The sequence below is a fragment of the Fibrella arboris genome (assembly GCF_041321095.1).
In the GTDB taxonomy this organism is placed as follows: Bacteria; Bacteroidota; Bacteroidia; order Cytophagales; family Spirosomataceae; genus Fibrella; species Fibrella arboris.
Map to the genome: position 1 here is coordinate 168,153 of NZ_JBGGWE010000006.1, position 24,478 is coordinate 192,630.

Annotated in this window: 22 protein-coding genes; 14 read left to right on the forward strand and 8 right to left on the reverse strand. The window is 52.5% G+C overall.

All coding sequences use genetic code 11. The annotated features are described in order from the left end of the window. Positions 1 to 241: 241 nt before the first annotated feature. A complete protein-coding gene (locus ACAW75_RS12810) occupies positions 242 to 4,237 on the forward strand; it encodes an Ig-like domain-containing protein (protein ID WP_370729123.1) in 3,996 nt (1,331 codons plus the stop codon). Between the two features lie 28 nt (positions 4,238 to 4,265). Next, on the forward strand, positions 4,266 to 4,910 hold the full coding sequence (locus tag ACAW75_RS12815) for a response regulator (RefSeq protein WP_370729124.1): 645 nt from the start codon (positions 4,266 to 4,268) through the stop codon (positions 4,908 to 4,910). 89 nt (positions 4,911 to 4,999) lie between these two features. On the opposite strand, the gene ACAW75_RS12820 is transcribed toward ACAW75_RS12815, so the two are convergent. Beyond that, entirely contained in the window at positions 5,000 to 7,015 is a 2,016-nt protein-coding gene (locus ACAW75_RS12820; protein WP_370729125.1) for a sensor histidine kinase, read from the reverse strand. A gap of 164 nt (positions 7,016 to 7,179) precedes the next feature. Between ACAW75_RS12820 and ACAW75_RS12825 the strand changes: the two genes are divergently transcribed. The 11 genes from ACAW75_RS12825 to nadD all read left to right on the forward strand — a co-directional run bounded on the left by ACAW75_RS12825 (position 7,180) and on the right by nadD (position 16,898). Next, positions 7,180 to 7,767 carry a thioredoxin family protein gene (locus ACAW75_RS12825; protein WP_370729126.1) on the forward strand — a complete coding sequence of 196 codons (588 nt, stop codon included), beginning with the start codon at positions 7,180 to 7,182 and terminating at the stop codon, positions 7,765 to 7,767. A 226-nt stretch (positions 7,768 to 7,993) separates the two neighbouring features. Then, entirely contained in the window at positions 7,994 to 9,658 is a 1,665-nt protein-coding gene (locus ACAW75_RS12830) for an amidase (RefSeq protein WP_370729127.1), read from the forward strand. Positions 9,659 to 9,825: 167 nt separating this feature from the next. Then, complete coding sequence (locus ACAW75_RS12835) at positions 9,826 to 11,130, forward strand: aminotransferase class I/II-fold pyridoxal phosphate-dependent enzyme (RefSeq protein WP_370729128.1); 1,305 nt, start codon at positions 9,826 to 9,828, stop codon at positions 11,128 to 11,130. A gap of 136 nt (positions 11,131 to 11,266) precedes the next feature. Next, complete coding sequence (locus tag ACAW75_RS12840) at positions 11,267 to 11,449, forward strand: BF3379 family histone-like protein (protein ID WP_085411376.1); 183 nt, start codon at positions 11,267 to 11,269, stop codon at positions 11,447 to 11,449. 193 nt (positions 11,450 to 11,642) lie between these two features. Continuing rightward, positions 11,643 to 12,668 (forward strand): rod shape-determining protein, encoded by a 1,026-nt coding sequence (locus ACAW75_RS12845; protein WP_085411377.1) that lies wholly within the window; start codon positions 11,643 to 11,645, stop codon positions 12,666 to 12,668. 93 nt (positions 12,669 to 12,761) lie between these two features. Next, entirely contained in the window at positions 12,762 to 13,601 is an 840-nt protein-coding gene (mreC, locus tag ACAW75_RS12850) for a rod shape-determining protein MreC (RefSeq protein WP_370729129.1), read from the forward strand. Positions 13,602 to 13,640: 39 nt separating this feature from the next. Further along, positions 13,641 to 14,147: a hypothetical protein gene (locus ACAW75_RS12855; RefSeq protein ID WP_370729130.1), complete on the forward strand. Its 507-nt coding sequence runs from the start codon at positions 13,641 to 13,643 to the stop codon at positions 14,145 to 14,147. A 231-nt stretch (positions 14,148 to 14,378) separates the two neighbouring features. Beyond that, positions 14,379 to 14,996 (forward strand): sigma-70 family RNA polymerase sigma factor, encoded by a 618-nt coding sequence (locus tag ACAW75_RS12860; protein ID WP_085411381.1) that lies wholly within the window; start codon positions 14,379 to 14,381, stop codon positions 14,994 to 14,996. Between the two features lie 124 nt (positions 14,997 to 15,120). Then, positions 15,121 to 15,363 (forward strand): hypothetical protein, encoded by a 243-nt coding sequence (locus tag ACAW75_RS12865; RefSeq protein ID WP_370729131.1) that lies wholly within the window; start codon positions 15,121 to 15,123, stop codon positions 15,361 to 15,363. Between the two features lie 222 nt (positions 15,364 to 15,585). Further along, the gene (gene gmk / locus ACAW75_RS12870) at positions 15,586 to 16,185 is read left to right on the forward strand and encodes a guanylate kinase (RefSeq protein ID WP_370729132.1); all 600 of its coding nucleotides are present in this window, start codon (positions 15,586 to 15,588) and stop codon (positions 16,183 to 16,185) included. 125 nt (positions 16,186 to 16,310) lie between these two features. Beyond that, complete coding sequence (gene nadD, locus ACAW75_RS12875; protein WP_370729133.1) at positions 16,311 to 16,898, forward strand: nicotinate (nicotinamide) nucleotide adenylyltransferase; 588 nt, start codon at positions 16,311 to 16,313, stop codon at positions 16,896 to 16,898. Between the two features lie 100 nt (positions 16,899 to 16,998). On the opposite strand, the gene ACAW75_RS12880 is transcribed toward nadD, so the two are convergent. From ACAW75_RS12880 to cysS, 7 genes are all read right to left on the reverse strand, one after another. Continuing rightward, positions 16,999 to 17,388, reverse strand: a complete 390-nt coding sequence (locus ACAW75_RS12880; protein WP_370729134.1) for a hypothetical protein — start codon at positions 17,386 to 17,388, stop codon at positions 16,999 to 17,001. A gap of 37 nt (positions 17,389 to 17,425) precedes the next feature. After that, a complete protein-coding gene (locus tag ACAW75_RS12885) occupies positions 17,426 to 17,995 on the reverse strand; it encodes a hypothetical protein (RefSeq protein WP_370729135.1) in 570 nt (189 codons plus the stop codon). Between the two features lie 5 nt (positions 17,996 to 18,000). After that, on the reverse strand, positions 18,001 to 19,020 hold the full coding sequence (locus tag ACAW75_RS12890; RefSeq protein WP_370729136.1) for a M28 family peptidase: 1,020 nt from the start codon (positions 19,018 to 19,020) through the stop codon (positions 18,001 to 18,003). Between the two features lie 123 nt (positions 19,021 to 19,143). Next, on the reverse strand, positions 19,144 to 20,334 hold the full coding sequence (locus ACAW75_RS12895; RefSeq protein WP_370729137.1) for an MFS transporter: 1,191 nt from the start codon (positions 20,332 to 20,334) through the stop codon (positions 19,144 to 19,146). A gap of 184 nt (positions 20,335 to 20,518) precedes the next feature. Continuing rightward, the gene (locus ACAW75_RS12900; protein ID WP_370729138.1) at positions 20,519 to 20,896 is read right to left on the reverse strand and encodes a type II toxin-antitoxin system VapC family toxin; all 378 of its coding nucleotides are present in this window, start codon (positions 20,894 to 20,896) and stop codon (positions 20,519 to 20,521) included. Beyond that, positions 20,878 to 21,093, reverse strand: coding sequence for a hypothetical protein (locus tag ACAW75_RS12905; RefSeq protein WP_370729139.1), 216 nt, complete (start codon positions 21,091 to 21,093; stop codon positions 20,878 to 20,880). Before ACAW75_RS12905 ends, ACAW75_RS12900 begins: the two co-directional genes overlap by 19 nt. Positions 21,094 to 21,121: 28 nt before the next feature. Then, positions 21,122 to 22,612, reverse strand: coding sequence for a cysteine--tRNA ligase (gene cysS, locus ACAW75_RS12910; RefSeq protein WP_370729140.1), 1,491 nt, complete (start codon positions 22,610 to 22,612; stop codon positions 21,122 to 21,124). 558 nt (positions 22,613 to 23,170) lie between these two features. On the opposite strand from cysS, the gene ACAW75_RS12915 reads away from it, so the two are divergent. After that, entirely contained in the window at positions 23,171 to 24,376 is a 1,206-nt protein-coding gene (locus ACAW75_RS12915; protein ID WP_370729141.1) for a hypothetical protein, read from the forward strand. Positions 24,377 to 24,478: the final 102 nt, after the last annotated feature.

Consider the following 24,478-nt stretch of genomic DNA (forward strand, 5'->3'; position numbering starts at 1 on the left):
GGTTGATTTTAATGTTAATGTTACCGACGATGGAAGAGGAGCCAATCGGTACAGGGTAAACCTTCATCGGTTCGGTGTATCTGGTTCCACCGTCGTTGCTCAGGGGGTTGGCACATACATCGGTACCGTTACAACGCGGGCGGCGGGTGTTCATACCGCGGCAAATAAAATTCGGATACAGTTTAACTTATCTACTTCTTCATTAGTACCAGGTGATCGTTACTATTTTACAGTGACTCACATGGACTACTTCTCTGTAGTTTCAGAAAGCTCCAAGTTCTCCTTCAGCCCTGGCGCAGCACTCGTTATTTCAGGAACTCCATTTGTACAGGCCGGTATGGGTGGCTCGGTTCAGCTTACGTTTTCAGGAGTGCCTCCCTTTACATTCGAGTATAACAACTACACCCTTCAAGACATTGCCAACAACTATGCTCCGAGAAGTGGCAGCAGTCAAAGCACCACACAATATCTCTCAATAGTTGTTCCATTGACTAACCAGATTCCGTTTCCATACGATAATAAATACGTCAGGAATGTAAAAGATGCGTTAGGCTGCACCGGACAAGTCAGTGGAGCCGCGCAGATTACTATTCTAAAGTTTACCCTGAACACATCGGTTTCCCGTTCGTCACTCTGTAGCGGTGCTAACCTAACCGTATCATATTCACTCGACAATCCGAATGTTGTGCTGCAGCCTAGCTTCAGACCACGCGTGCTGTTGTCAGATGCAAACGGCTCATTCGGCAATCCTACGCAACTAGGCGATGGCACCGTTAACAACAAACAAGTTAATGTGACCCTACCCGCCTCCCTTGCGCCAGGCTCTGGCTATCGGATACAGATCATTGCCGTCAACCCTGACGAAAACCTGTATCTGATTCCTTCCTCAACGCCAATAACCATTACCAAAGCAGATAAGCCCAACGTGACAACGCCAGCCTCTCCCTGTCAGGGCGAGAATGGCGTAACGCTTCAGGCATCGGGGAGTGGCACCATCAACTGGTATGATTCCAACGGAAATAGACAGCCGGGTGCGCCAACTCAGACAACAGGCAATCCAGGTACGTTCGGCTACAAAGTATCGCAGACGATCAACGGCTGTGAGAGCGACAAAGTCGATGTCTCCGTCACGATAAAGCCTAAAAGCAGCGCACCCGGCACGAATCAAAACATAACGTACTGCCAGAATCAGGGGGCCGATGTGCTGTCGGCCAATGGTCCCAATTTGGTCTGGTACGACGCCAGCCGAACTAGTCTTGGCAGCAATGCGCCGCGCCCTAATACGGGCTCTGCCGGGCAGCAGAAGTTTTTCGTTTCGCGCGATGAGAATGGCTGCCGGTCTGATCTGACCGAGATCACCATCAATGTTAATGCACTACCACCGGCGCCCACGCCCAACGCGCCGGGCGCTATCTGCCAGTATAAAGATGTCCCTACGCTGTCGGCCAGCGGGCAGAACCTGCGCTGGTACCGGCAGGAGAACGGCGGTCCCTCAGAGGGCGCCATCAAGCCAGGCAGCGATCAGGCAGGCACTACCGCTTTCTGGGTCAGCCAGGTGGTGAACAATTGCGAAGGCCCCCGCGCCAGGCTGGAGCAGCGCATCAACGACGCTTCGCCCGACCCAACGGTGAATTCGCCGTTGCAATTATGTCAACGGCAGGATGCGCCAACTTTAACAGCTCAGGCACAGAATCCACGCTGGTATAATGATGGCAACAACTTTATCAGTACGGATGGCCCTCGCCCCCCGACCGACCAGGTACGTGACATCACCTATAAAGTGAGCCAGACAAGCAATGGCTGCGAAAGTCGGCTGGTGACTCTTGTGGTACAGATCCGCGAAACACCCGGCGCACCCGGCGTTTCGGAGATAAACGCTTGCCATAACGCACCTAACCCTACACTGACGGCACAGGGCAGCAATGTGCTCTGGTATACGGCAGAAACAGGGGGGAACGGCGCGGCTAACCCACCCGGGATCTCTACCGCACAGGTTGGCGATCAGACCTATTGGGTATCGCAACGATTTGGCACTTGTGAAGGTCCACGAGCCAAGCTGACCGTGCATGTCATTGCACTACCATCGGCGCCCACGCCCAACGCGCCGGGCGCTATCTGCCAGTACAAAGATGTCCCTACGCTGTCGGCCAGCGGGCAGAACCTGCGCTGGTACCGGCAGGAGAACGGCGGTCCCTCAGAGGGCGCCATCAAGCCAGGCAGCGATCAGGCAGGCACTACCGCTTTCTGGGTCAGCCAGGTGGTGAACAATTGCGAAGGCCCCCGCGCCAGGCTGGAGCAACGCATCAACGACGCCTCGCCCGACCCTGGCACCGCCACGCTCCTGCTTTGCCGCGACCAGACAGCCCCCAGCCTGACAGCGACCGGCCAGAACCTGCGCTGGTACGACGGTGGCAATAATTTTATCAGTACCGAAGCCCCGAAACCCCCAACCGACCAGGTACGTGACATCACCTATAAAGTGAGTCAGAACAGCAACGGCTGCGAAAGTAAACTGATCCCCCTTCTGGTTCAGGTACGTAATACGCCCGGTGCGCCAGGCGTGTTAGATATAAACGTTTGCAACAAGGCCGCCGCGCCCACACTCACGGCACAGGGTAGTAGTCTGCTTTGGTACACGGCGGAAACGGGCGGAACGGGAGCAGACAATGCACCAGCTGTGTCAACCGCCCAACCCGGTGATCAGACCTACTGGGTGGCACAACGGTTTGGCACCTGCGAAGGCCCCCGCGCCAAGCTGACCGTGCATGTGATTGCGTTGCCAGCAGCACCAACCGTCAGTACGCCAGCGCCGATCTGCCAGTATAAAGACGTACCTGTACTCGCCGCCACTGGTCAGGGGTTACGCTGGTATCGGCAGGAAACAGGCGGTACTGCCGAGAGCCAGATCAAACCGGCCAGTGACCCCAACGGTACCACCGCCTTCTGGGTCAGTCAATTTGTGAATAACTGCGAAGGACCACGGTCGAAAATAGAGCAAGTTATCAGTCCCGCCTCGCCCGACCCCGTCACCGCCACGCTCCTGCTTTGCCGCGACCAAACAGCCCCCGCCCTCTCTGCCACAGGCCAGAATTTGCGGTGGTATGACGGCAACGGCACCTTCATCAGCACCGAGGCCCCCAAGCCGCCCACCGACCAGGTGCGAGACATTACTTACAAGGTGAGTCAGAACAGCAATGGCTGTGAAAGTCGGCTCATTCCACTGGCTGTGCAGGTACGCAATACGCCCGGTGCGCCGGGGGTGAGCCCACTATCGCTCTGCCAGAATCAGATGGCACAACCACTGAAAGCCACGGGCGATGCATTAGCCTGGTATGATCAGGCAACGGGTGGCACATCTACCTCGTCACTGACGCCACAGACAACAACGCTGGGAGAACGTACCTACTGGGTGGCACAACGGTTTGGCACCTGTGAGGGGCCTCGTGCCGCCCTGCTCACGACCGTGTATGCGGTGCCGCCTGCGCCTGCCGCTACAGGCCGAACCTACTGCATTGGTGATACCCCAACGGCGCTAACCGCTGTTGGGCAGAATCTGCGCTGGTATGATGGTAGTGGCACTGCGCAGCCCAGTATCGTTCCCCCAACCAGCGTTGGTCAATCGCTCACGTACGTTGTCACGCAGACACAGAACGCCTGCGAAAGTGCAGGGCAGCTGGTAACTGTTCGTGTGCTCAACCGCGCTACGGTCCGGCTCTCCGGCGATTCGGTCAGTGTCCTGTACGACAGCACCGCCATCCGGGTCCGGTTTACCGGCGATGCTCCCTGGCGCGTTCAACTGTGGGACGGGCAACTCGTGACAACCACCACCAGCCCGTATGTCAAATGGGTGAAACCGAGTCAACCCGGTACGGTTACCTACGCCGTACAGTCGCTCACGAATGATTGTGGAGCCGGACAGATTTTAAACACCTATCGGCTAATTGTGCTTGCGCCGTTGGCCATAGACCCTATTGCCGTACCAACGGCCGATCTGAAGGTCTACCCCATACCCGCTTCTCAACATATAACCGTGGAATGGCTGGCGGCCGCTCAGGTGTCGGTGCGCCTTCAGCTTGTTGATGCCACTGGCCATGTAAGCTGGCAGGCTGAACGGCAGGGTAGCGGGCGTCGGGAAATTGAACGTGTAGACCTCGCCACCCAGCCTGATGGACTGCTGATCGTTCGCCTGCTGGCAGGTAACAGCCAGGCGGCAGCCATCAAACTGATCAAACAGTAATTGCTTCACGATCCAAACCATTTTAGTTATGCCACAACGTATTCTCATTACAGACGATCACCAGCTTTTTGTTGACGGCCTGCGGATGCTCATCGATCGAATTGATACCTGTGAGGTGGTAGGCGAGGCCCGGAATGGCCGTGAAGCCCTGGCCTTCCTGCATCGCTACCCCGTAGACTGCGTCTTGATCGACGTTGAAATGCCCGAGCTGAATGGCGTCGATACAACCCGGCTCATCAAGCGCGACTGGCCACACGTCAGTGTACTGGCTATCAGCATGATGGCCGACTTCTCGACGGTACAGTTGATGCTTCAGGCCGGCGCCGATGGATACCTGCTTAAAGACACCGGTAAAACAGAGCTGACCAAAGCCCTGGAGAGTGTGGCGCAGGGCCGTATCTATGTTAGTTCAGCCTTATCACCAGTGCTTATACACGGTGTTGCTGCACGGCCAATCCCTACTTTTGCCTACGTAGAGCCACTCACGCGCCGCGAGCGCGAAATTGTTGGCTACATAGCAGAGGGGCTAACGAACGATCAGATTGCCAAACAGTTATGCCTGGCCCGCACAACCATTGACACACACCGGAAAAACATCCTGAGCAAAACGGGCTGCAAAAACACGGCGGCCCTGATCAAGTTTGCGATTGATAAAAAGCTGATTGCCTCCTGAACAAAAACTGACCCTTTCAACAGGATCATGCCTCTAAAGACACCCGCCAGGCGCCGCCAGGTACGTTGCCAGTGGCCCATAAGGCTGATCTATGCGCTGGAATCGCCTTTCCGGACCACATCGACCACGGTGCCATCATGCACATAAATCCGAAACTGCCCCCCCAGCTCGTCGGCCCGCCGCTTCATGTTATGAATCCCGTAATGCCGTTCATCGGTTTCGTTCATCGCCTCGTTGAGGCCACGACCGTTATCATGAATGGTCAGATGAAAGGCCCCATCCGAACGGGTGACCAGCCGTACCTCGGCCTGCGTTGCGTGTGCATGTTTGACCACATTACTGAGCGCCTCCTGCACAATTCGGAAGAAGTTCAACACCTGTACAGAGGAAAGGGGCTGGCCAGCATCGCCCACGATCTGTACATCGACATTCAGCCCGTTCAGTTGATGCACGTACCTGTTCACATACTGGTTGAGCCGCTCCTCGAACTCATCAATGGTGAAGCTTTCCTGATTAATGGCCCAGATCGTTTCGCGAAGCGTCCGTATGGCTTCGCGGGCATAACCAACGACCGTCCGCAGTTCGTCGGCAAGGCGTGGCATTCGATTGTCGCTCTCTTCGACCTCCAGTTTATTGCCTGCAACGGGCACTTGCTCGGCCTGCCGACTGATATGCAACAGACTGGTGATCATCAATGCCAACTGCGCGCCTACGTTATCATGTAAATCGCGGGCAATACGCTCCTTCTCTCTCAGCATGGTGTTCTTGAGCGCCAGTGACTGCACTTCACTCGCGTAGTTGGTGCGTTCCTGCTCGCGCTGGGCGCTTAACAGCTTATCGTTGCTATCGCGCGTCAGCTTGTAGCGGTAAGCCAGTCCAAACGTCAGGGCCAGCACTTCAAACAAAGCGGTGACGGCGTAACACCGAAAATCAACAAACGAACTATACGTTGGAATCAGCCCAAAATTGGCCAATACCTGACCGAAATTGAGCAGGTAGAACGGCGATACGGCAATCAGATAAAGCCAGCCTGCTGCCACATAATAGCGCTGCCCAATGCTGACCACCACAAAGGCACCGATCAGGGGCATCGGTAACCAGTAGAGGATCACAAAAGCCCGCATGAACAGTACTTCAAGCGCCGGGGGGTACGTTACCACCAGTTCGGCGGTGAGCATCAGTGCGCAGGCCAATCCAGCCAGCAGACCAACAGTGCTCAACCGGTGCAGCCAACGAGCCGACGTTTTTTTCAACGGTAGAAACGTGCGGATAAAGACAAGTTGCGAATAGAACAGGAGCAGGGGAAACAGAAAATAAATATTCTGACGGGGTAACCAGAACTGGGCCTCAAAAGCAAACTGATTCATGAACCCATCATTGATAAAGAAGAATCCGATCAGACAGAGCACACAGAACATGTAACTCCAGTAGATGGAATCGCCGGTGGTTATGAAAAAGAACAGGCTCATCAACGCCACAAAAGCCAGCGATAGCAGAATGCCGCCCCAGAACAGGTACTCACGCGGCATATTGGCCCAGTAGCCGGCTTCGCGCCAGAGCGTCAGGGGAATGACCTGCGTGCCGCGCCGTTTGAAAACGCGCAGGTAAGCAAACCGATCGGCCCCGGCGGCTATAGTAACCGGAAAAGTAAAATTCCGGTCGGCCACAATCCGGTTGTCAACGGGTGTTCGCCAGCCGAAGACAGGCGAGGCGATCAACAGGGAATCATTGGCCGGATCAACGATAAAAAACTGGGTCGAGTCGAAGCACCAGAAATTGATACGGGCATAAAGCCTGACCGCCTGATGCGTGGCATTTTGTAGCCTGAATCGAAGCCATATCGGGTTCGGGTGCGCGGTAGCTCCTGTGTAACCAACGTTTGGCACCATGCGGCCCACCGGTGCAAAGGCCTGGTGCTGCACAACCGACAACGGTTGCTGCCGCGTAGAATCTACGTATATACTCAATGCCCCATCCGTTGAGATAACAGCCAGTGGCTCATCGGCGTCAGTGAGCACGACCATATCGGTCGTTTGGGCGTGGGCCAGTGGCTGGCTGCACAGCCAAAAGAAAATAAAGAGACCGGGAGGCCACCAGATCCGCATGCTCACAGTAGGTTATTACCAAAAATAAACGGCAGAGCCAGTTGGCCAAGAAACAACTGATGTAAAGGTCATTATCTGGCTCCGGGCACCGCAGATACAGCAATTTCGGCCCGCTTTTTGCCGTTATTCATGATGATAGTATCATACCCGTAAAAAGCCAGCTCATGCGCCTGTCTGCTCTGTTTTTCACCTTACTCTTTGTTGGCCTGTTCTTTTCGTTCCGCCCCGCCGTTGACCGGCCAGCGGTACCTGCGCCCGCTGCTGAAGGCAAAACGATAAACTGGCTCAGTTTTAAGGAAGCCTTTGACCTGAACCAGAAAGCGCCCCGTAAGATCATCATCGACGTATACACGGGCTGGTGCGGCTGGTGTAAGGTGATGGATCAGAAGACGTTCTCACAGCCCGCTATCATCGATTACGTGAATGAGCATTATTACGCCGTGAAGCTCGACGCCGAACAGGCCGCAGACATCACGGTTGGGGGTCAGACGTTCCGCAAGCAGGGCAATGCGCATGAATTGGCCGTGAATCTGTTGCAGGGCAAAATGAGCTACCCATCAACCGTATTTCTCGATGAAAAAATGGCGATGATTCAGCCCATTGCGGGTTACCTGGAACCGCGCATGTTCCATCAGGTCATTACCTATTTTGGTGGAAATTATCAGGCCAAAGAGCCATTTGATACCTTCAAGGCAGGTACGTATGTGAAGGAGTTCCAGCCCGCCATGCCAGCGCCGGCGCCCGGAAAGTAGGTACGTTGGCAATTGGCCAATCCGCGCATATACCCTAGGTGGCGAAAGATTCCAGTCTGGATGTCCATCGCGTTAGCGCTCTTCGCTGTACTAGCATTGTCAGCCCACAATGACATACATTAGATCGTATAGGCATCAGGCAGTATCCGTTTCTTTTTAGACGCATAGTTCCCTGTCGTTCATTGAAGTTGGCCTATATTTAAGGTCTGTACAACCAGCTAACTTCATGCACAAACCATTACGTCTTCTTCTTCTGTGTGCCACCAGTTTCTCTGCCGGTGCGTTCATCACCAGTTACGACGACCCCAAGCAGCCGATTACTGCCGAAATGGCCGATGTAGCGGCCAACATCTTCGGTATGTCGTTTACCCGGGCCGAGCGCGACTCCATGGTCGACAACCTCAACGATCAGCGCCGCGACTTTGAAACGATCCGTACCGTTAAGCTCACCAACGACGTTGCTCCTGCGCTGTATTTCAACCCACTGCCAACCGGGTTCGTCATGCCAGCCGGAGGCAGTTCATTCCGCGCTTCGCTGCCGGGCCAGGTACGTTTGCCCGCCAACCGTGACGACCTGGCTTTTTACACGGTGGCTGAGTTAAGCCAATTGATCCGTACCCGGCAGATCACGTCGGAGGCGCTGACCCAGTTTTTCCTTACGCGTCTGAAAACCTACGGCCCAACGCTCTTCAACGTTGTAACCTTGACCGAAGAGCTGGCCCTGAAACAGGCTCGCCGCGCCGACGCCGACATTAAAGCAGGTAAATACCGGGGGCCGCTGCATGGTATTCCCTACGGGGCCAAAGACCTGCTGGCCAAACGTGGTTACAAAACTACCTGGGGGTCGGTGCCGTATAAAGATCAGGTACTCGATTATGACGCCACGGTCATCAAAAAGCTGGAAGATGCCGGGGCGGTGCTCTGTGCCAAGCTGGCCATGGGCGAACTGGCTATGGGTGACGTGTGGTTTGGCGGCAAGAGCCGTAACCCCTGGAAATCAGAGACGGGTTCGAGCGGCTCATCGGCCGGGTCGGGCAGTACGGTGGCCGCTGGCCTGTTACCCTTTGCCATTGGCACCGAAACACTGGGGTCCATTGTGTCGCCGTCAACGGTTTGCGGCACTACCGGCCTGCGTCCTACCTACGGGCGTGTAAGTCGGCACGGAGCCATGGCGCTTTCGTGGTCGATGGATAAAATTGGGCCGATGGCTCGCTCTGTCGAAGACTGCGCCCTGGTGTTCAACGCTATTCAGGGGCCCGATAACCTCGACCCAACGGTGATGAACGTCCCTTTTCGCTATGCGCCCCTGAATTCCTTGAAGGGTGTTCGGATTGGCGTTGTTCAAAAAGCATTCGACAGTACGTACCCGAACAAAGCCAATGATCAGGCCACGCTTGAGCTGCTGAAAAAACTCGGTGCTACCCTGGTGCCCATCGAATTACCGCCTTTCCGGTATGGTGCCCTTACGATGATCATCGGCGTTGAAGGTGCTGCCGCCTTCGACGAACTCACCCGGTCGCGCCGCGATAGCCTGATGGTCCGGCAGATGAAATCGGCCTGGCCAAACGAGTTCCGGTCGTCGCGCTTTATCCCGGCGGTCGAGTACATACAGGCCAACCGCATACGTACCCAGCTTATCAACCAGCTGCACGACGTATTGAAAAAAGCGCAGGTCGACGTGTACGTGACGCCTGCCTACGCCGGGGGCAACCTTCAGTTGACTAATCTTACCGGCCATCCATGCGTGGTGCTGCCCAATGGGTTCAATGCCCAGCAGACCCTGACCAGTATCACCTTCAATGGCCAGCTCTTCGCCGAAGGGTCCGTTCTGGCCGTTGCCAAGGCCTATCAGGATGCCACCAACTGGCACAAGAAGCACCCGGTTTTATGAGGAATAAGGTATACTGCACAACAGACGATGGCTAACAGCTTGCCAGGTAGGGCCTCTCTTCAGGGAAAAGCCATTACCCTTTGTACATTGTGCATTATACATTATTCCCTAAATTTGCACTAAATAGATCATAAACGGGGCTTTAGGCCCTCAAACGGCATCATAAAGTGGATTTATTTGAGAAACTCCGCAGCAATCTCGGCCCGATCGGCTCGAATTCAAAACTCTTCAATGGGCATCATTACTTCGCTTTTCCTAAGCTGACAGGCGAACTTGGCCCTCATATGACCTTCTTTGGCAAGAAGATGCTCAACTGGAGTCTGAACAACTATCTGGGCCTTGCCAACCACCCTGAAGTACGCGAAGCAGACGCGAAAGCGGCCGCCGATTGGGGACTGGCCTATCCGATGGGCGCTCGGCTGATGTCGGGCAACAGCGATATGCACGAGGAGCTTGAGCATCAGTTAGCTGAGTTTGTCAGTAAGCAGGATGCCTTCCTGCTTAATTTTGGCTACCAGGGCGTACTGTCGGCCATCGAATCGCTGGTCGATCGCCGCGACATTATCGTGTACGATGCCGAGTGCCACGCCTGCATCATCGACGGTATCCGGCTGCATAAAGCCAAGATGGGCGATTATTATAAGTTCAACCACAACGACATGGCCAGCCTGGAGAAAAACCTGCAGCGGGCCACCAAGAAAGCCGAAGAAAACGGGGGTGGCATTCTGGTCATCAGCGAAGGCGTTTTCGGTATGTCGGGGAAAGTGGGTAGCCTGGATAAAATCGTTGCCCTTAAAGAAAAATACGCCTTCCGCCTGTTTGTAGACGATGCGCACGGCTTCGGTACCATGGGCCCAACCGGTGCTGGCGTTGGTGAGCATTTCGGTTGCCAGGACGGTATCGACGTGTATTTCTCGACGTTCGCCAAATCAATGGCTTCGATTGGCGCTTTCGTGGCCGCCGACGCAGACATAATCCACTACCTCAAGTACAACATGCGGTCGCAGACGTACGCCAAGTCGCTGCCAATGCCGCTTGTTGTAGGCGCAATGAAACGCCTTGAACTGATCAAGAAGCATCCTGAGCTTCGCGAGAAATTGTGGGAGAACGTGCGGGCGTTGCAGAATGGTCTGCGCGAGCGTGGTTTCGACATTGGTGAAACGACTTCTCCGGTTACGCCCGTTCTATTACAGAATGATGGCGGTATTGTGGCAGCCACGGCCATGGTTCGTGAGCTGCGTGAGAGCTATGGTATTTTCTGCTCAATCGTTACCTACCCCGTGGTACCCAAAGAAGTTATCATGCTTCGTGTTATCCCAACGGCGGCCCACTCGCTCGAAGATGTTTCCTATACGCTCACTGTGTTCAGCGAAATTGTAGAAAAACTCAAAAATGGTTACTACGCGCAGCAAAAACCCGCTGGAATGGCTGAATTAGCCGAAACTGCCGTGACAGAGTCTGCCGCTGAGTAAGGTACAGGGGTTTAAGTTGTATTATTCTGTTATTTTTTTGACCCGGCTCTTGCGGTGTATAAGAGAATAGCTATATTTCGCCCAAATACGCGTTTTTAGCGCATTTAAGCACTTTTCACACTTAAACCCCAATCGTATGACACGCTTTGAGGAAGTAAAAAACCTGATTATGTCACTAGAAGGCGACTTCGATAAATTCTATGACAAAAAGAATCAGGCGGCCGGAACTCGGGTACGTAAGGGTATGCAGGACCTGAAAACAATGGCCCAGCAGATCCGCTCCGAAGTTCAGGACCAGAAAAACGCTGCTGCAAAATAGTTTGTTTTTCTTGCCACTATTAATCAAACCCGCCCGAACACCCCTGTTCGGGCGGGTTTGACGTTTATAGGCTGACAATCATGGGGAAAAACAAAAGTCCATTCAAACAGTGGGCTAAAGTTGTCTTTTATTATCCCTACTTTTGTGTATTGTTTGGAAATCCAGCTTAGCATCTATACGTAACCAGCCTGAAATGGGACTTTTTAATTTTTTGACTAGCGACATTGCTATCGATTTGGGTACGGCCAATACCCTTATTATTCATAAAGACCGCATCGTAGTCGACGAGCCGTCGATTATTGCCATGGACAAAGTCAGCGGTAAAGTGCTGGCTATTGGGCATAAGGCAATGCAGATGCACGAAAAGACAAACGAAAACATCAAAACGATCCGCCCGCTGAAAGACGGGGTAATTGCTGACTTTACAGCAGCGGAGTTGATGATTCGGGGGTTGATCAAAATGATTGAATCAGGCAATCGCCTGTTCTCGCCCTCACATCGTATGGTCATCTGCATTCCGTCGGGCATCACCGAAGTAGAAAAACGGGCTGTTAAAGACTCAGCCGAACACGCAGGAGCCAAGGAGGTGTACATGGTACACGAGCCAATCGCTGCCGCCATAGGTATTGGTATCGACATTACCCAGCCCAACGGCACCATGATCGTTGATATTGGCGGGGGAACTACCGAAATCGCCGTTATCGCTCTCTCCGGCATTGTCTGCGAACAGTCGATTCGGATCGCCGGCGACGTGTTTACCCGCGATATCGTGGATTACATGCGCCGTGAGCACAACCTGCTGATCGGTGAACGCTCGGCCGAACAGATCAAGATGGAAGTGGGCTCGGCGCTACCCGAACTCGACAACCCGCCCGCCGACTACGAAATCCGTGGTCGCGACTTGATGACCGGTATCCCGAAAGAAATTAAGGTCACCTACAGCGAAATCGCCTACGCCCTCGATAAGTCGATCTCGAAAATTGAGGAAGCCGTCATGAAAGCCCTGGAAGTATCACCACCCGAACTATCGGCCGATATTTATACCAACGGTATTCACCTGACGGGCGGTGGTGCACTGTTGCACGGCCTCGACAAGCGGCTGGCCAGCAAAACCAAACTGCCTATTCACGTAGCCGACGATCCGCTCAAAGCGGTAGTGAAAGGCACTGGTGAAGTAATTAAAAATCTTGATCTTTACAAGTCAGTACTGATTTCGTAGATTGTTTGCCGTTTACTGTTTGCTGTTTACTATTGCTCCGCCTGAGCCGAAAGCAAACAGTAGACGGCAAACAGTAAACAGTAAACTTTCTTTGTGGAACAACTCTTTGCCTTTATTGCCCAAAGCCGCAACTTCATTCTGTTTGTGTTGCTGGAGGTGCTGTGCTTTTACTTTATCATCAACACAAACAACTATTGGAGTGCCAGTTTCTTCAATACCTCAAACCAGTATGCGGCGAAGCTACTGACTCTGTCGAACACGGCCCGAGAGTATGCCAACCTACGGCAGGTAAACGCCGATCTGGCCGCCGAAAACCTACGTCTACGTACTCAACTGACGCAACGGCAGCAGGAACGCAGCCCGTCAAGCCCACCACTTTACAAAGCGGACTCAATTTTCGCCGCACGTTTTACCTTTACCGTTGGTAAGGTAATCAACAACACCACTACGTTCGCCAATAATTACCTGACCATCGACAAAGGTACCGCCGACGGTATTAAGCCGGGAATGGGCGTTATTTCTCCGACGGGCATTGTAGGGCGAGTCCATTTCTGCAACGAACATTTCTCCGTTATCACCTCAATTCTACATTCCGAATTTCGGGTATCGGCTAGCCTGGTAAAAGCTAATGAGATCGGAACGGCTCGCTGGCTGGGCGTTGACCCGACTAAAATGGCACTGCTCGATATTTCGCGCTACAAACCAGTTAGCAAAGGCGACTCAGTGGTCACGTCGAATCAGAACTCTGTCTTTCCGCCGGGTATTCTCATTGGGCGGGTGCGAACCATCGGCGTACAGGCCAACCAGACGTTCCATGACCTGACCATCGACTTATCGACTAATTTTGGCAACCTGTCTTACGTTTATGTGGTGCAGAACAGTTTAGCGGCTCAACAGGAGCAACTGGAAAAACAGATTGACAGCGAGAAATAAGTAGCTACCGACTCCGCAACGCCCCACCTTATCGATTACATGACCCTTCGCGAAATTCTTGTCCTCGTTTCCCTCTTTCTGCTTTACCTGCTTCTTCAGATCCTGATCGTCAGAAATCTGGTCCTGTTCGATTACGGATTCTGCTTTATCTACGTAGCCTGTATCCTGTTGCTGCCAAACGAATTCAGTCAAACCTGGCTGCTGCTGCTTGCTTTCGTTACAGGTGTTATTGTTGATACGTTTTATAACACGCTGGGCATCCACGCAGCCGCTACGGTGCTTATGACGTACCTGCGCCCGCTGGTAGTACGCGTTCAGATGAGCCAGCGCATTCAGGAGTCACGGGTAGTGTTTACATTGCAGGAGCTGGGCTTTACCGATTTTTTCAAGTACGTGTTTGTCCTGGTTTTTATTCACCACGCTTTTCTGTTTCTTATTGAAGCCGGGAGTATATCGCTCCTGTTGCCTACAGCCATACGTACAGTGGCCAGTGCCGTATTCACCACCTTAAGCATCACGCTGATTCAGTTTTTTACCCGGCGATAAAGGTAGCAGCATACCCAGAACCGGACATATAGGTTAGTATGTCATTAGCGGTCGGAAACATAGGCACCCTTTGATTAGTTCTGCCATTTTGACCGGTAAACCGTTTAGTTAAACAAAGGTTTGGTTTTTGCAGTAGACTGTCTACACCGGCCTCTGCCAGCGCAGTCTCTCTTTCAGACCTGCGTAAAATCTGGCGGCTGTCGAGGCAAACCGACTTTAACGCCTACTTTTATGTCGACAATGCCCGAAACTATGTCAGATACGACGCCCACTCGCGGATACACCGACGACCAGAAATACCGGATCTTCAATAAGGAGTTTATGCCCCATATTGATTCCATGTACAACTTCGCTTTCCGTCTGACCATGGACGAAGACGATGCGAATGACCTTGTGCAGGATACGTACCTAAAGGCGTTCCGGTTTATCTCGTCCTTTGAACAGGGAACCAACGCAAAGGCGTGGCTGTTCAGAATCCTGAAGAACAGCTTCATTAACGATTATCGGAAGAAAAGTAAGGAACCAGCCAAGGTTGATTACCAGGACGTTGAGACCACTTACAATTCAGAAGATTCAGAGACTGAACACACAGTCGACCTTCGGGCCGAAACGGTGTCGGATCTGATCGGTGATGAAGTGGCTACCGCCCTAAACTCGCTACCCGTCGATTTTCGGACGGTCATTATTCTTTGTGATATCGAAGGATTCACTTATGAAGAAATGGCCAAGATCCTCGACATTCCTATCGGTACGGTTCGGTCACGGTTGCACCGGGCCCGTAACCTTCTGAAGGAAAAGCTGCGAGATTATGCGGCATCGATGGGTTATAACGAAAATATTGACGACTAAACCGAACTTTTACGATACAGACTTTGGTTAGACCAATAGCAACAATATAACTAATTTTGGAATAAATAAAATTTTTCCAATGCAAACGTCTTTGCCAACATCGTCGCCAAAGGTACCGGAGAGTATGAAACATTCGTGTGAGCACCAAAGCGACTGTCTGAAGTTTATTCAATCGGTACTCGACGGAGCAGCGAGCGAACAGGATCTTGAGAAGTTGAAGCGTAATCTGGAGTCGTGCCAGCCCTGTATTAAAATGTACCATCTGGAAAAAGAGATCAAAGCTCTTCTTCAGAACAAGATGGAAAAAAGGTGCTGTCCCGAACGTATTATCGAAGACATCCGTAGCCGAATTGCTACCTTCAACTAAGCATCATTGAGCTATTACCTTCGGGGTAAGTGAGTAAGCCAACCGGCCTCTTACTTACCCCGATTTGTTTTTTATACCTTTACAGAAGAACTGTCATTACGCTTCGCTGTCATTAGACAGTCATTAATGGTCATTCATTGCTTTCACAACAAATGACCATTAATGACTGTCTAATGACAGCGAAGCGTAATGACAGTTCCTTTCCATTAAACTTCTCCCCACTTGGACGGCAAACTCATCATCTTCTCGGCTCCATCTGGCTCTGGCAAAACAACCATTGTCCACCATCTGCTACAGTCAAACGAGAACCTTGGCTTCTCTATTTCTGCCTGCACCCGCGACCGCCGGGGCCGCGCCGAGCAGAACGGGCAGGACTATTATTTTCTGACGCCCGACGAGTTTAAGCACAAAATCGACGCCGATGAATTTGTGGAATGGGAAGAAGTATATGTCGGCGCTTTCTATGGCACGCTGAAATCAGAAATTCAACGCCTGTGGGACAGTGGTAAACACGTACTGTTCGATGTAGATGTGAAGGGTGGCCTGAAATTGAAGCAGTATTATGGTGATCGGGCGCTGGCCGTTTTTGTGAAAGTGCCTGACGAAGAAACATTGCGTCAACGCTTGATCGGCCGCGGAACGGAAACGGAAGACAGCCTGTCGAAACGGCTCTTCAAGGTCCATTTCGAGATGTCGTTTCAGGATCAGTTCGATGTCATTCTGGTCAATGACGATTTAGAGGAATCGTATGCCAAAGCCCAAAAACTAATCGACGATTTCATTGAAAACGATATCGTTCCGGCGAAGGCAACGGTAATTTAAGTTTACCGTTTTCTGTTTACCGTTTTCTGTTGCACTGCTTCTTTAGTACGCTGCTTTTAGCAACGCAACAAAAGACAGTAAACAGAAAACGGTAAACTGAACCTGAAGACAGTAAACTTCTTTCTATGAAAATTGGTCTTTTCTTTGGCTCATTCAACCCAATTCATGTTGGGCATTTGATTGTTGCCAATACGATGGCTACCAACACCGATCTGGACCAGGTCTGGTTTGTTGTGTCGCCGCAAAATCCGTTTAAAAAAACAAAGAGTCTGTTGCACGAATTTGACCGGCTCGATATGGTAGAGCGGGCTATTGCTGACAACAACCGCCTGAAAGCTACCGACGTGGAGTTTTCGATGCCCAAACCCAGCTACACCATCGATACACTGGATGTGCTGAGCCAGAAATTTCCGCAGCATACCTTTAAACTGATCATGGGCGAAGACAACCTGGAGCAGTTTGCCAACTGGAAACAGTATGAGCGTATTCTGAACGAGTTCGGTCTATATGTGTACCCTCGCCCTGCCCGCCCTGGCGAATTGGCCAGCCCCTCTCCTTTGCGCACACACCCAAACGTTCAACTGATTGCAGCGCCCCTGCTTGACCTGTCGGCCACATACATACGGGATACTATCCGCGCCAATCGCTCCATTCGCTATATGGTACCCGATGTGGTGGAAGAGATGATTGAACGCAAGAAGTTTTATGTGTGAGTGTAGTTTCAAGTCTCAGGTTTCAAGTGCTTCGCTTGTGAGTTGTTGGTAGCGTAGCAGCGCGACTCGAGACCTGAAACCTGAGACTTGAAACTACTCCCTACGGCGTTCCGTTCTGGGTCGACACTTCGGTTACCAGGCCAATCGAGCTAACTCGCAGGGCAACACTTTTCGCGCCTGATTTAGCACCGGTATTCTCGCCGCACTGTGGGCCCTGCTCAACATAGTACACGTAAATCTTGCCGTTACGGTCAGTAATTTCGTTCACGTCGGGACGGCCCAGCATCTTACCAAGATCATTCACATGAATGCCTTTGAACTGATCGCGCACGGTCATGAAGTTGGTTAGCAAGGTCTGGCGTACACCTTTGCAGCCCCCCCGGTCATCACGCCAGGCTTTCAGGTCCAACGTACCCAGCTTGTCGGGGCCAGCACAGGCAAGTAATAGGGTTACTAAGCCAATAAGCGATACTAATTTTATAGGTGTCATCGGTTGACGGTGTAGATTCGTAGTATAAGTTGTCAGCTCACAATCCTTTAGGGTTAAAAAGCGTGGGCAGTTTCCGGCCAAAGCCTTTATTGTGCCGCCTGATACCCTTAAATAAACTCGTCGTTGTGCTGATATTGAACGCACCCATCAAGGCAATGCCCGTTACCGAGGCAATACCCGATGCCCGCAGTACGCCTTCGCTCGGTAAACCTGCCGAGCTTGGACGACCGCTAACGACAGTACCTAATGATAACACAAGCCGAACGGCCGAGTAACTTAACACAACTAGCGGAACCGCCGTAGCATAGGCGGTTATCCGAGCCCGGCGGTGTCGTTTATAAGCTTTTTCAATTGGCCGGCTAACCAGCGAGTCGGGCGAATCAAGCAGCGGAAAGTGGGTGTCTCTGATAGAATAAACGCCCGATTTAAACCGGAAGAAGGCGGTTGGCCCAAACGAAAAAACGGCCTCGGCTGGCCCAACCGCTTCCATAAAACGTTGTAGCGCCAGCGAATCAGCCGTTTGAACCCGCGTTGAATCGGCTTGTTGTGCATGCAACGTACCTGCTAGTAGCAGCAGAAGACTACAGCGGCAAACGCGGGCTTTCATACCGATCATGGCTGCTCGTTATATGCCGCCTGAACCAGCGTTTGCCCAACGGCTTTCAACGTGTTTGGATCAATGTTCCGCATATCGTCTTCGGCCGTGTGCCAATCATGGAAGAAGCCGCCACTCAGTGCATTTAGGTGAATGATATCGACCATTGGAATTTTGGCAATGGTATTTGGAGCCAGGTGATCATCGGTGATCGAACCACCCGTTTTATCCACAAAATATTGGCTATACCCTAATTGGCTGGCGGTGTTCCAGAGGGTTTGGGTTACGCTTGGAGCAAACTGCATGGAGTAGCCTTCCTTTAAAAACGTAGCGCCTTTGGCCCCGACCATATCGAGTAGCACACCATAAAAGGCCGTATAACCCGGTTTATGCGGGTTTTTAGCCCAGTAGCGCGAGCCAAGGCAGAAGCCAACATAATCAATATCGGGGTGGCCTGCCTCTTTATCACCCACGGCCTTTTCGCCATTGCCCCAGTCTTCGGCGTCGAAAAAGACGAGATCGACACCTACCGTTGGCTTGTCTTTGGCCTGCTGAATAACACGCGCCATTTCAAGCAACACGGCTACGCCACTGGCCCCGTCATTAGCCGCAGGCACTGGTTTTTTATGATTTACCTCCAGACTGTCCTGATCCGAAAAACGGCGCGAATCCCAGTGCGACGAGAACATCAATCGCTTTTCAGCCTTCGGGTTAATCACGCCGATGATGTTACGGCCATTGACCAGGATACCGTCCCAGCCTTTCACCGTAAACGGCTGTTCGATCACCTCAACGCCATATGATTTCAGGGTTGCCACAATGTAGTCGCCGCCGCGGACATGAGCAGGCGTATTGGGTACACGAGGCCCAAAGGCAATCTGCTTTTCAATAAACGAATAGGCTGAATCGCCGGAAAACGTTGGTGCCGAGACCATTTTTGTTTCAGTCTGCGTTGTTTCCGATGAACCACTTTTTTTATCGTCGCAGGCTACAAGAACAAGCGCACAAGCCAAAACGGCCAGAAAGGTTGTTTTCATGAGTAAAATTTGTCAAACAAACAGAATCGGTTTGTTATCAGAACGCCCAAAAGTACGCCATCTGTGTGGTTCAACGATCGTGAATTGACGATCGCGTACAAAACAGGCCGTTAGGAAAGACAACTAGCCGATGGCACGCTTGTTCACCAGCCCCCAAACACCTAGTACTGGCCCCGGCAGCAGCAACCAAAATGCCCAGACCGACCCGCCCGAATTAGCCAGCAACCAGGCCAGCGCCTGAATGGACATGATGGTGATGGTGAAGCCAAGGCAAGTAACAAGCGTCAGTAAACTACCCCGCATGTTGTCAGGTACGTTGGTCGATATGATGGTCGTAAGTTGCGGCGAATCACCGGCGATGGTGATGCCATAGAGGGTCAGGAAAGCTAGAAATAAAGCCGGTGGCGCATGTACTATCAGCGGTATCAGCGCAGTGCAACAGCCTGAAATCAGCAAATTGACGGTTGCCACCCGTCGGCTACCAACGCGAAGGGCGATCAGACCACCCGCCGCACAGCCAATAAAGCCCGCCGCAATGCCCCAGAATGCCCAAACGGATCTATTGACTGGATGATCAGGGTGGTGCTGGCTGTAGATGAGGAGGAGGGTAGGCAGAAAGGCCCAAAGCGCGTAGAGTTCCCACATGTGGCCGAAATAGCCTGTAACGCCTGCCCGTAATGGTCCAGGCCGAAACAACATCGGAAAAACCGACAGGCTGAACGTACCTGGCCGACGTACTACTGGCGTTGCTGGCATAACCCAGGACAGTAACAGCCCACCCGCTACTGCCAGCATACTCACGGTGAGTAACACGCCTTCATACGGCCATGATTGGCCCACGCCGCGTATCAGGTGTGGCAGGGCGGTGCCCAGTACCAGCGCACCAACCAGAAAACCCATGGCCCGGCCAAGAACCGGCCGAAACCAATCGGCCGCGATCTTCATACCAACTGGATAAACGCCTGCCAAAAAGAACCCAGTTCCGAATCGGCTTAGCAACACCCAGCCCGACCGGAGCGGCAGCACCAGAATAAGCAGGTTGAAAATCGCCGCCGCGATGACCGACACCAGGAAAACACGGGTAGCCGGGTACGTATCGGGAATACGGTACAGGGTGTAGACCAACGTACCGGCAATGAATCCCAGTTGCACGGCCGACGTGATCCAGCCGCTCAGTGCCGTAGTGCCAAGCAGCGGTTGCAGGTTAGGGAGAACAACATTCCCGGCAAACCAGAGCGACGTGCCGGCAAATTGCGCCAGCACAATAACCAATAAATGGGCGTTGCCTGGCGGCTCAGTGCGTACTTGAGTCAAGGGTTAGGCGGATCAAGGCAATAGATAAACGCTGTGAGCTTCGCGCCTTTCGACCAGGCGTCAGCAAGACACGTCAGCGTCAAGGTTTACGGATCTAATCAACTACTCCTCATAAGCCCGGTCGATGCGGTGTTTCATGTCGCGGATGACCAGGCCCTACGCTTTAAAGTAGGTACGTATCCGGTTAGAGCGTATGTGGATCAACGCATTTGAGCTTCTTAATATTCTGAAAGTCACGTATGTTATGGCTCCCAATTGTAGCCTTCTGTAGTAAAGCTGTAGCTGCAATGATAGCGTCGGGCAGCTTTATCTTGTGCTTCTTCCGCAGGGCAATAGTCTGTTCCACCACCTCATCTGTCAGACCTATTACCAATGACTCATTGACGAAATCAATAATTGGCTGCCCAATACCAGCAAACCCGAGTAGTTCAATCTTCGTCACAACAGAGATACAAGGTTCACTATCAAGAATTTCGCTTAAGAACGCCTTACCCGAAGCAGGTAATTTATTCTCCGAAAAATCAATAATTGCATTTGTATCAATCAGAAATTTCTTTCCCATTCGTCTCGGCTTTGTTTCAGTTCTTCCCGCATCCGATTGGCCTGCTCACTCGTAATACTGCCAGCCAAGCGATCCGAAAGCCTCTGTTCTTTTTTGGGCACCAACTCTCTGACAACTTCAATAAGTCGCAATGCTTCCAACTCCTCAATTAATTTAAAAGCGTGCGGGTTATGTACTCTGATCGTTAGCGTCTGCATAAGCTGATTCTTTTAGCAAGCTATTCTGTTACTCCTCATAAGCCCAGTCGATGCGGTGTTTCATGTCGCGGATGACCAGGCCCTGCGATTTGAAGTAGGTACGTACCTGATCTACTTTGTCGTACAACCGCTGGGTTTTGTATTCGCGGTACAGGTCCAGCATACCGCCAACCATCGCCGACTGGTCGCGTGTGATTTCTTCCTGCAATCCCAGTACCTCTTCGAAAAATTGAAGGAACGTCGTTTTCAACTGAGTAAATGCTTCTTCTCCCAGTTGACCCATCGACACCTGACGGGTATCGAGCTGGTTTACTTTTTTCAGCAGGCTGAACAGGTGACCAATCGTAACGGCCGTATTCAGGTCGTCGTTCATGGCGTCGAACAGGGCCTGTTTGTAGTTGGCAATTTCGTCGCCCTGTTTCGGATCGACTTCCACGCCTTCGTCGGCCAGGTACGTCATTGATTTGATGAGCCGATAGCCGTTCACGAGTCGTTTGTAGCCTTTCTGGGCCGCTTTCAGCGCGTCGTTCGAGAAGTCGAGCGTACTGCGGTAGTGCGATTGCAGCATGAAGAACCGAACCGTCATGGGTGAATAGGCCTGATCGAGCAGCGGGTGGTCACCGGCGAACAACTGTGATGGCAGGAACGAGTTACCCAGCGATTTGCTCATCTTCTGCCCGTTGACCGTCAGCATGTTCGAGTGCATCCAGTACCGAACCGGAGCGCGATCGTTGAGGCCGTTCCCCTGGGCAATTTCGCATTCGTGGTGCGGAAACTTCAGGTCCATACCGCCGCCATGAATATCGAATTGAGAGCCTAAATATTTGGTACTCATGCAGGTACACTCAAGGTGCCAGCCCGGAAAACCATCGCCCCAGGGCGACGGCCAGCGCATGAGGTGTTCGGGTGAAGCGTTTTTCCAGAGCGCAAAATCCAGTGGATTCCGTTTCTCGCTCTGTCCGTCCAGCTCGCGGGTTTCATTGAGCAGGTCGTCCAGAATCCGGCCCGACAGTTTGCCATAGTCGCCACCGTTTTTGTTATACTGCTCAATATCAAAATACACCGACCCGTTCGATTCATAAGCTAACCCCTTATCGATCAGCAACTTCACCGCTTCGATCTGCTCGATCATGTGGCCCGTTGCCGTTGGCTCGATGCTCGGCGGACGCATGTTGAAGGTCAACAGCACGTCGTGAAAATCGTTGGTGTAACGCTGCACGATCTCCATCGGCTCAATCTGTTCGAGTTTCGCCATCCGGCCAATCTTGTCTTCGCCCTCGTCGCCATCGCCCACCAGGTGCCCCACGTCGGTGATGTTCCGAACGTACCTGACTTTGTAACCAATGAATGTCAGGTAGCGAAATAGGCTGTCGAAGGTCAGGAAGGTGCGGAGGTTGCCGAGGTGAACGTAGTTATAAACCGTTGGGCCGCAGACGTAGAGTCCCACGTTGGGGGCGCTGATGGGGTCGAACGGTTCTTTCTGACGGGAAAGTGTATTGTAGAGCGAGAGCGGTTGCATGACACAAAAATAGTTTACCGTTTGCAGTTTACCGTTTTCTGTTGCTCCGCTTACTGGAACGAACACCAATCTTGCAACAGTAAAAATTCATCTCCGTTGTCGCTTGCCTATGGCGAGTGACCACTATCGATAGGGCCTCTGGCCCGCTGGTTCACTTTCGTATGGCCAGCTAAGAGGACCTAGTTTAAAGCCATGAACGGGCCAGAGGCCCTCTAGTTAGGGGTCACTCGCCACAGGCAAGCGACAACGAGGTTGTCTATGAGCGGAGCAACAGAAAACGGTAAACAGCAAACAGTAAACTGGCGAGTGACCCCATAGAGGACGGAAGACTAACTCCGTTGTCGCTTGCCTATGGCGAGTGACCACTATCGATAGGGCCTCTGGCCCGTTCATAGCTTTAAACTAGGTCTTCTTAGCTGGCCATACGAAAGTGAACCAGCGGGCCAGAGGCCCTGTCGATAGGGGTCACTCGTCACAGGCAAGCGACAACGATGAATTACTTGCCCCAGCAGCGCAACCGAAAACAGTAAACAGCAAACAGTAGACTATTTTTGTTTCATGCAATTACTCGAAGTAGGCCAGAACGCCGCCCTCCGTACCGAATTTCTTCAACTGCCGGTTCGGCTGTACAAGAATGATCCCTGCTGGATTCGTCCGCTCGACGATGATCTGGAAAGCGTGTTCGACCCCAGGCGCAACAAGTTGTTCGACGATGGCGAATGCACGCGCTGGGTCCTGAAAAATGAGGCGGGCGAGACCATCGGGCGAGTAGCGGCTTTCGTGAATCAGAAAACGCTGAAGGCCGAAAAAGACCAGCCGACGGGCGGAATGGGCTTTTTCGAGTGCATCGATGATCAGGCAGCGGCTTTCCTCCTGTTCGATACCTGTCGGGAATGGCTGGCGGCTCGAGGCATGGAAGCCATGGACGGGCCCATCAATTTTGGTGACCGCGACCGGTGGTGGGGCCTGTTGGTCGAAGGCTACGACAAAGAGCCCAACTACGGTATGCCCTACACCAAACCGTATTACGTACCGTTTTTCGAGGCGTACGGGTTCAACGATTATTTCCAGCAACACACCTTCTACCTGCCCATTGCCTACGATGAGCTGATTGCGAACGGCATGCAGCAGAAAGTGTTCGACCGGGCCAAAGCAATTCTTGACGACCCGGCCTACACGTTCGAGCATATTCAGAAGAACAAACTCCCCCAATATGCCGCTGATTTCGCCGAAATCTACACCAAAGCCTGGGCCAAAATTCTGGGTACGCCCGATATGACACCCGAGAAGGCGCTGGTGCTGATGCAGAAGATGAAGCCGGTAATGGAAGAAAACCTGGTCTGGTTCGGCTATCACGGCAGCGGCCCATCGCGGCAACCCGTAGCGTTCTTTATCATGCTACCCGAGCTGAACCAGTACTTCAAGCACGTAAACGGCAAGATGGACCTGCGTGGCAAGCTGACCTTCCTGTACCACAAACTGGTCAAACCGACCAATAAAGCCTTCGGCGTTATTTTCGGCGTTGTGCCTGATTTTCAGGGGAAAGGCATCGAATCGGCCATTGCCATTGCCTACCCAACGCGCGAGGCCTGGGGCGGCAAGAAGCACCAGTTCAGCCAGTTAGAACTGAACTGGATCGGCGATTTCAACGTCCGAATGATCCGTTTCTCGAAGATGCTCGGCGGCAAAGTCGTCAAACGCCACATCACCTACCGCTTCCTCTTCGACCGCGAGAAGGAGTTCAAACGGCATAAAGTGATCTAGAGAGCAGTTGGTGAAGGAGATTCCAGGTACGTCGATTTAGTTTCTTATCTGGTCGTTTTTTGTCATCCCGCAGCGGCGGAACGATCCTGTCGTCGGGATGAC

Coding starts and splice junctions, on each gene's coding strand:
- ACAW75_RS12810 (WP_370729123.1), top strand. CDS start 242: ATGGACTACTTCTCTGTAGTTTCAGAAAGCTCCAAGTTCTCCTTCAGC.
- ACAW75_RS12815 (WP_370729124.1), top strand. CDS start 4,266: ATGCCACAACGTATTCTCATTACAGACGATCACCAGCTTTTTGTTGAC.
- ACAW75_RS12820 (WP_370729125.1), bottom strand. CDS start 7,015: ATGCGGATCTGGTGGCCTCCCGGTCTCTTTATTTTCTTTTGGCTGTGC.
- ACAW75_RS12825 (WP_370729126.1), top strand. CDS start 7,180: ATGCGCCTGTCTGCTCTGTTTTTCACCTTACTCTTTGTTGGCCTGTTC.
- ACAW75_RS12830 (WP_370729127.1), top strand. CDS start 7,994: ATGCACAAACCATTACGTCTTCTTCTTCTGTGTGCCACCAGTTTCTCT.
- ACAW75_RS12840 (WP_085411376.1), top strand. CDS start 11,267: ATGACACGCTTTGAGGAAGTAAAAAACCTGATTATGTCACTAGAAGGC.
- ACAW75_RS12845 (WP_085411377.1), top strand. CDS start 11,643: ATGGGACTTTTTAATTTTTTGACTAGCGACATTGCTATCGATTTGGGT.
- ACAW75_RS12855 (WP_370729130.1), top strand. CDS start 13,641: ATGACCCTTCGCGAAATTCTTGTCCTCGTTTCCCTCTTTCTGCTTTAC.
- ACAW75_RS12860 (WP_085411381.1), top strand. CDS start 14,379: ATGTCGACAATGCCCGAAACTATGTCAGATACGACGCCCACTCGCGGA.
- ACAW75_RS12865 (WP_370729131.1), top strand. CDS start 15,121: ATGAAACATTCGTGTGAGCACCAAAGCGACTGTCTGAAGTTTATTCAA.
- nadD (WP_370729133.1), top strand. CDS start 16,311: ATGAAAATTGGTCTTTTCTTTGGCTCATTCAACCCAATTCATGTTGGG.
- ACAW75_RS12880 (WP_370729134.1), bottom strand. CDS start 17,388: ATGACACCTATAAAATTAGTATCGCTTATTGGCTTAGTAACCCTATTA.
- ACAW75_RS12885 (WP_370729135.1), bottom strand. CDS start 17,995: ATGAAAGCCCGCGTTTGCCGCTGTAGTCTTCTGCTGCTACTAGCAGGT.
- ACAW75_RS12890 (WP_370729136.1), bottom strand. CDS start 19,020: ATGAAAACAACCTTTCTGGCCGTTTTGGCTTGTGCGCTTGTTCTTGTA.
- ACAW75_RS12900 (WP_370729138.1), bottom strand. CDS start 20,896: ATGGGAAAGAAATTTCTGATTGATACAAATGCAATTATTGATTTTTCG.
- ACAW75_RS12905 (WP_370729139.1), bottom strand. CDS start 21,093: ATGCAGACGCTAACGATCAGAGTACATAACCCGCACGCTTTTAAATTA.
- cysS (WP_370729140.1), bottom strand. CDS start 22,612: ATGCAACCGCTCTCGCTCTACAATACACTTTCCCGTCAGAAAGAACCG.
- ACAW75_RS12915 (WP_370729141.1), top strand. CDS start 23,171: ATGCAATTACTCGAAGTAGGCCAGAACGCCGCCCTCCGTACCGAATTT.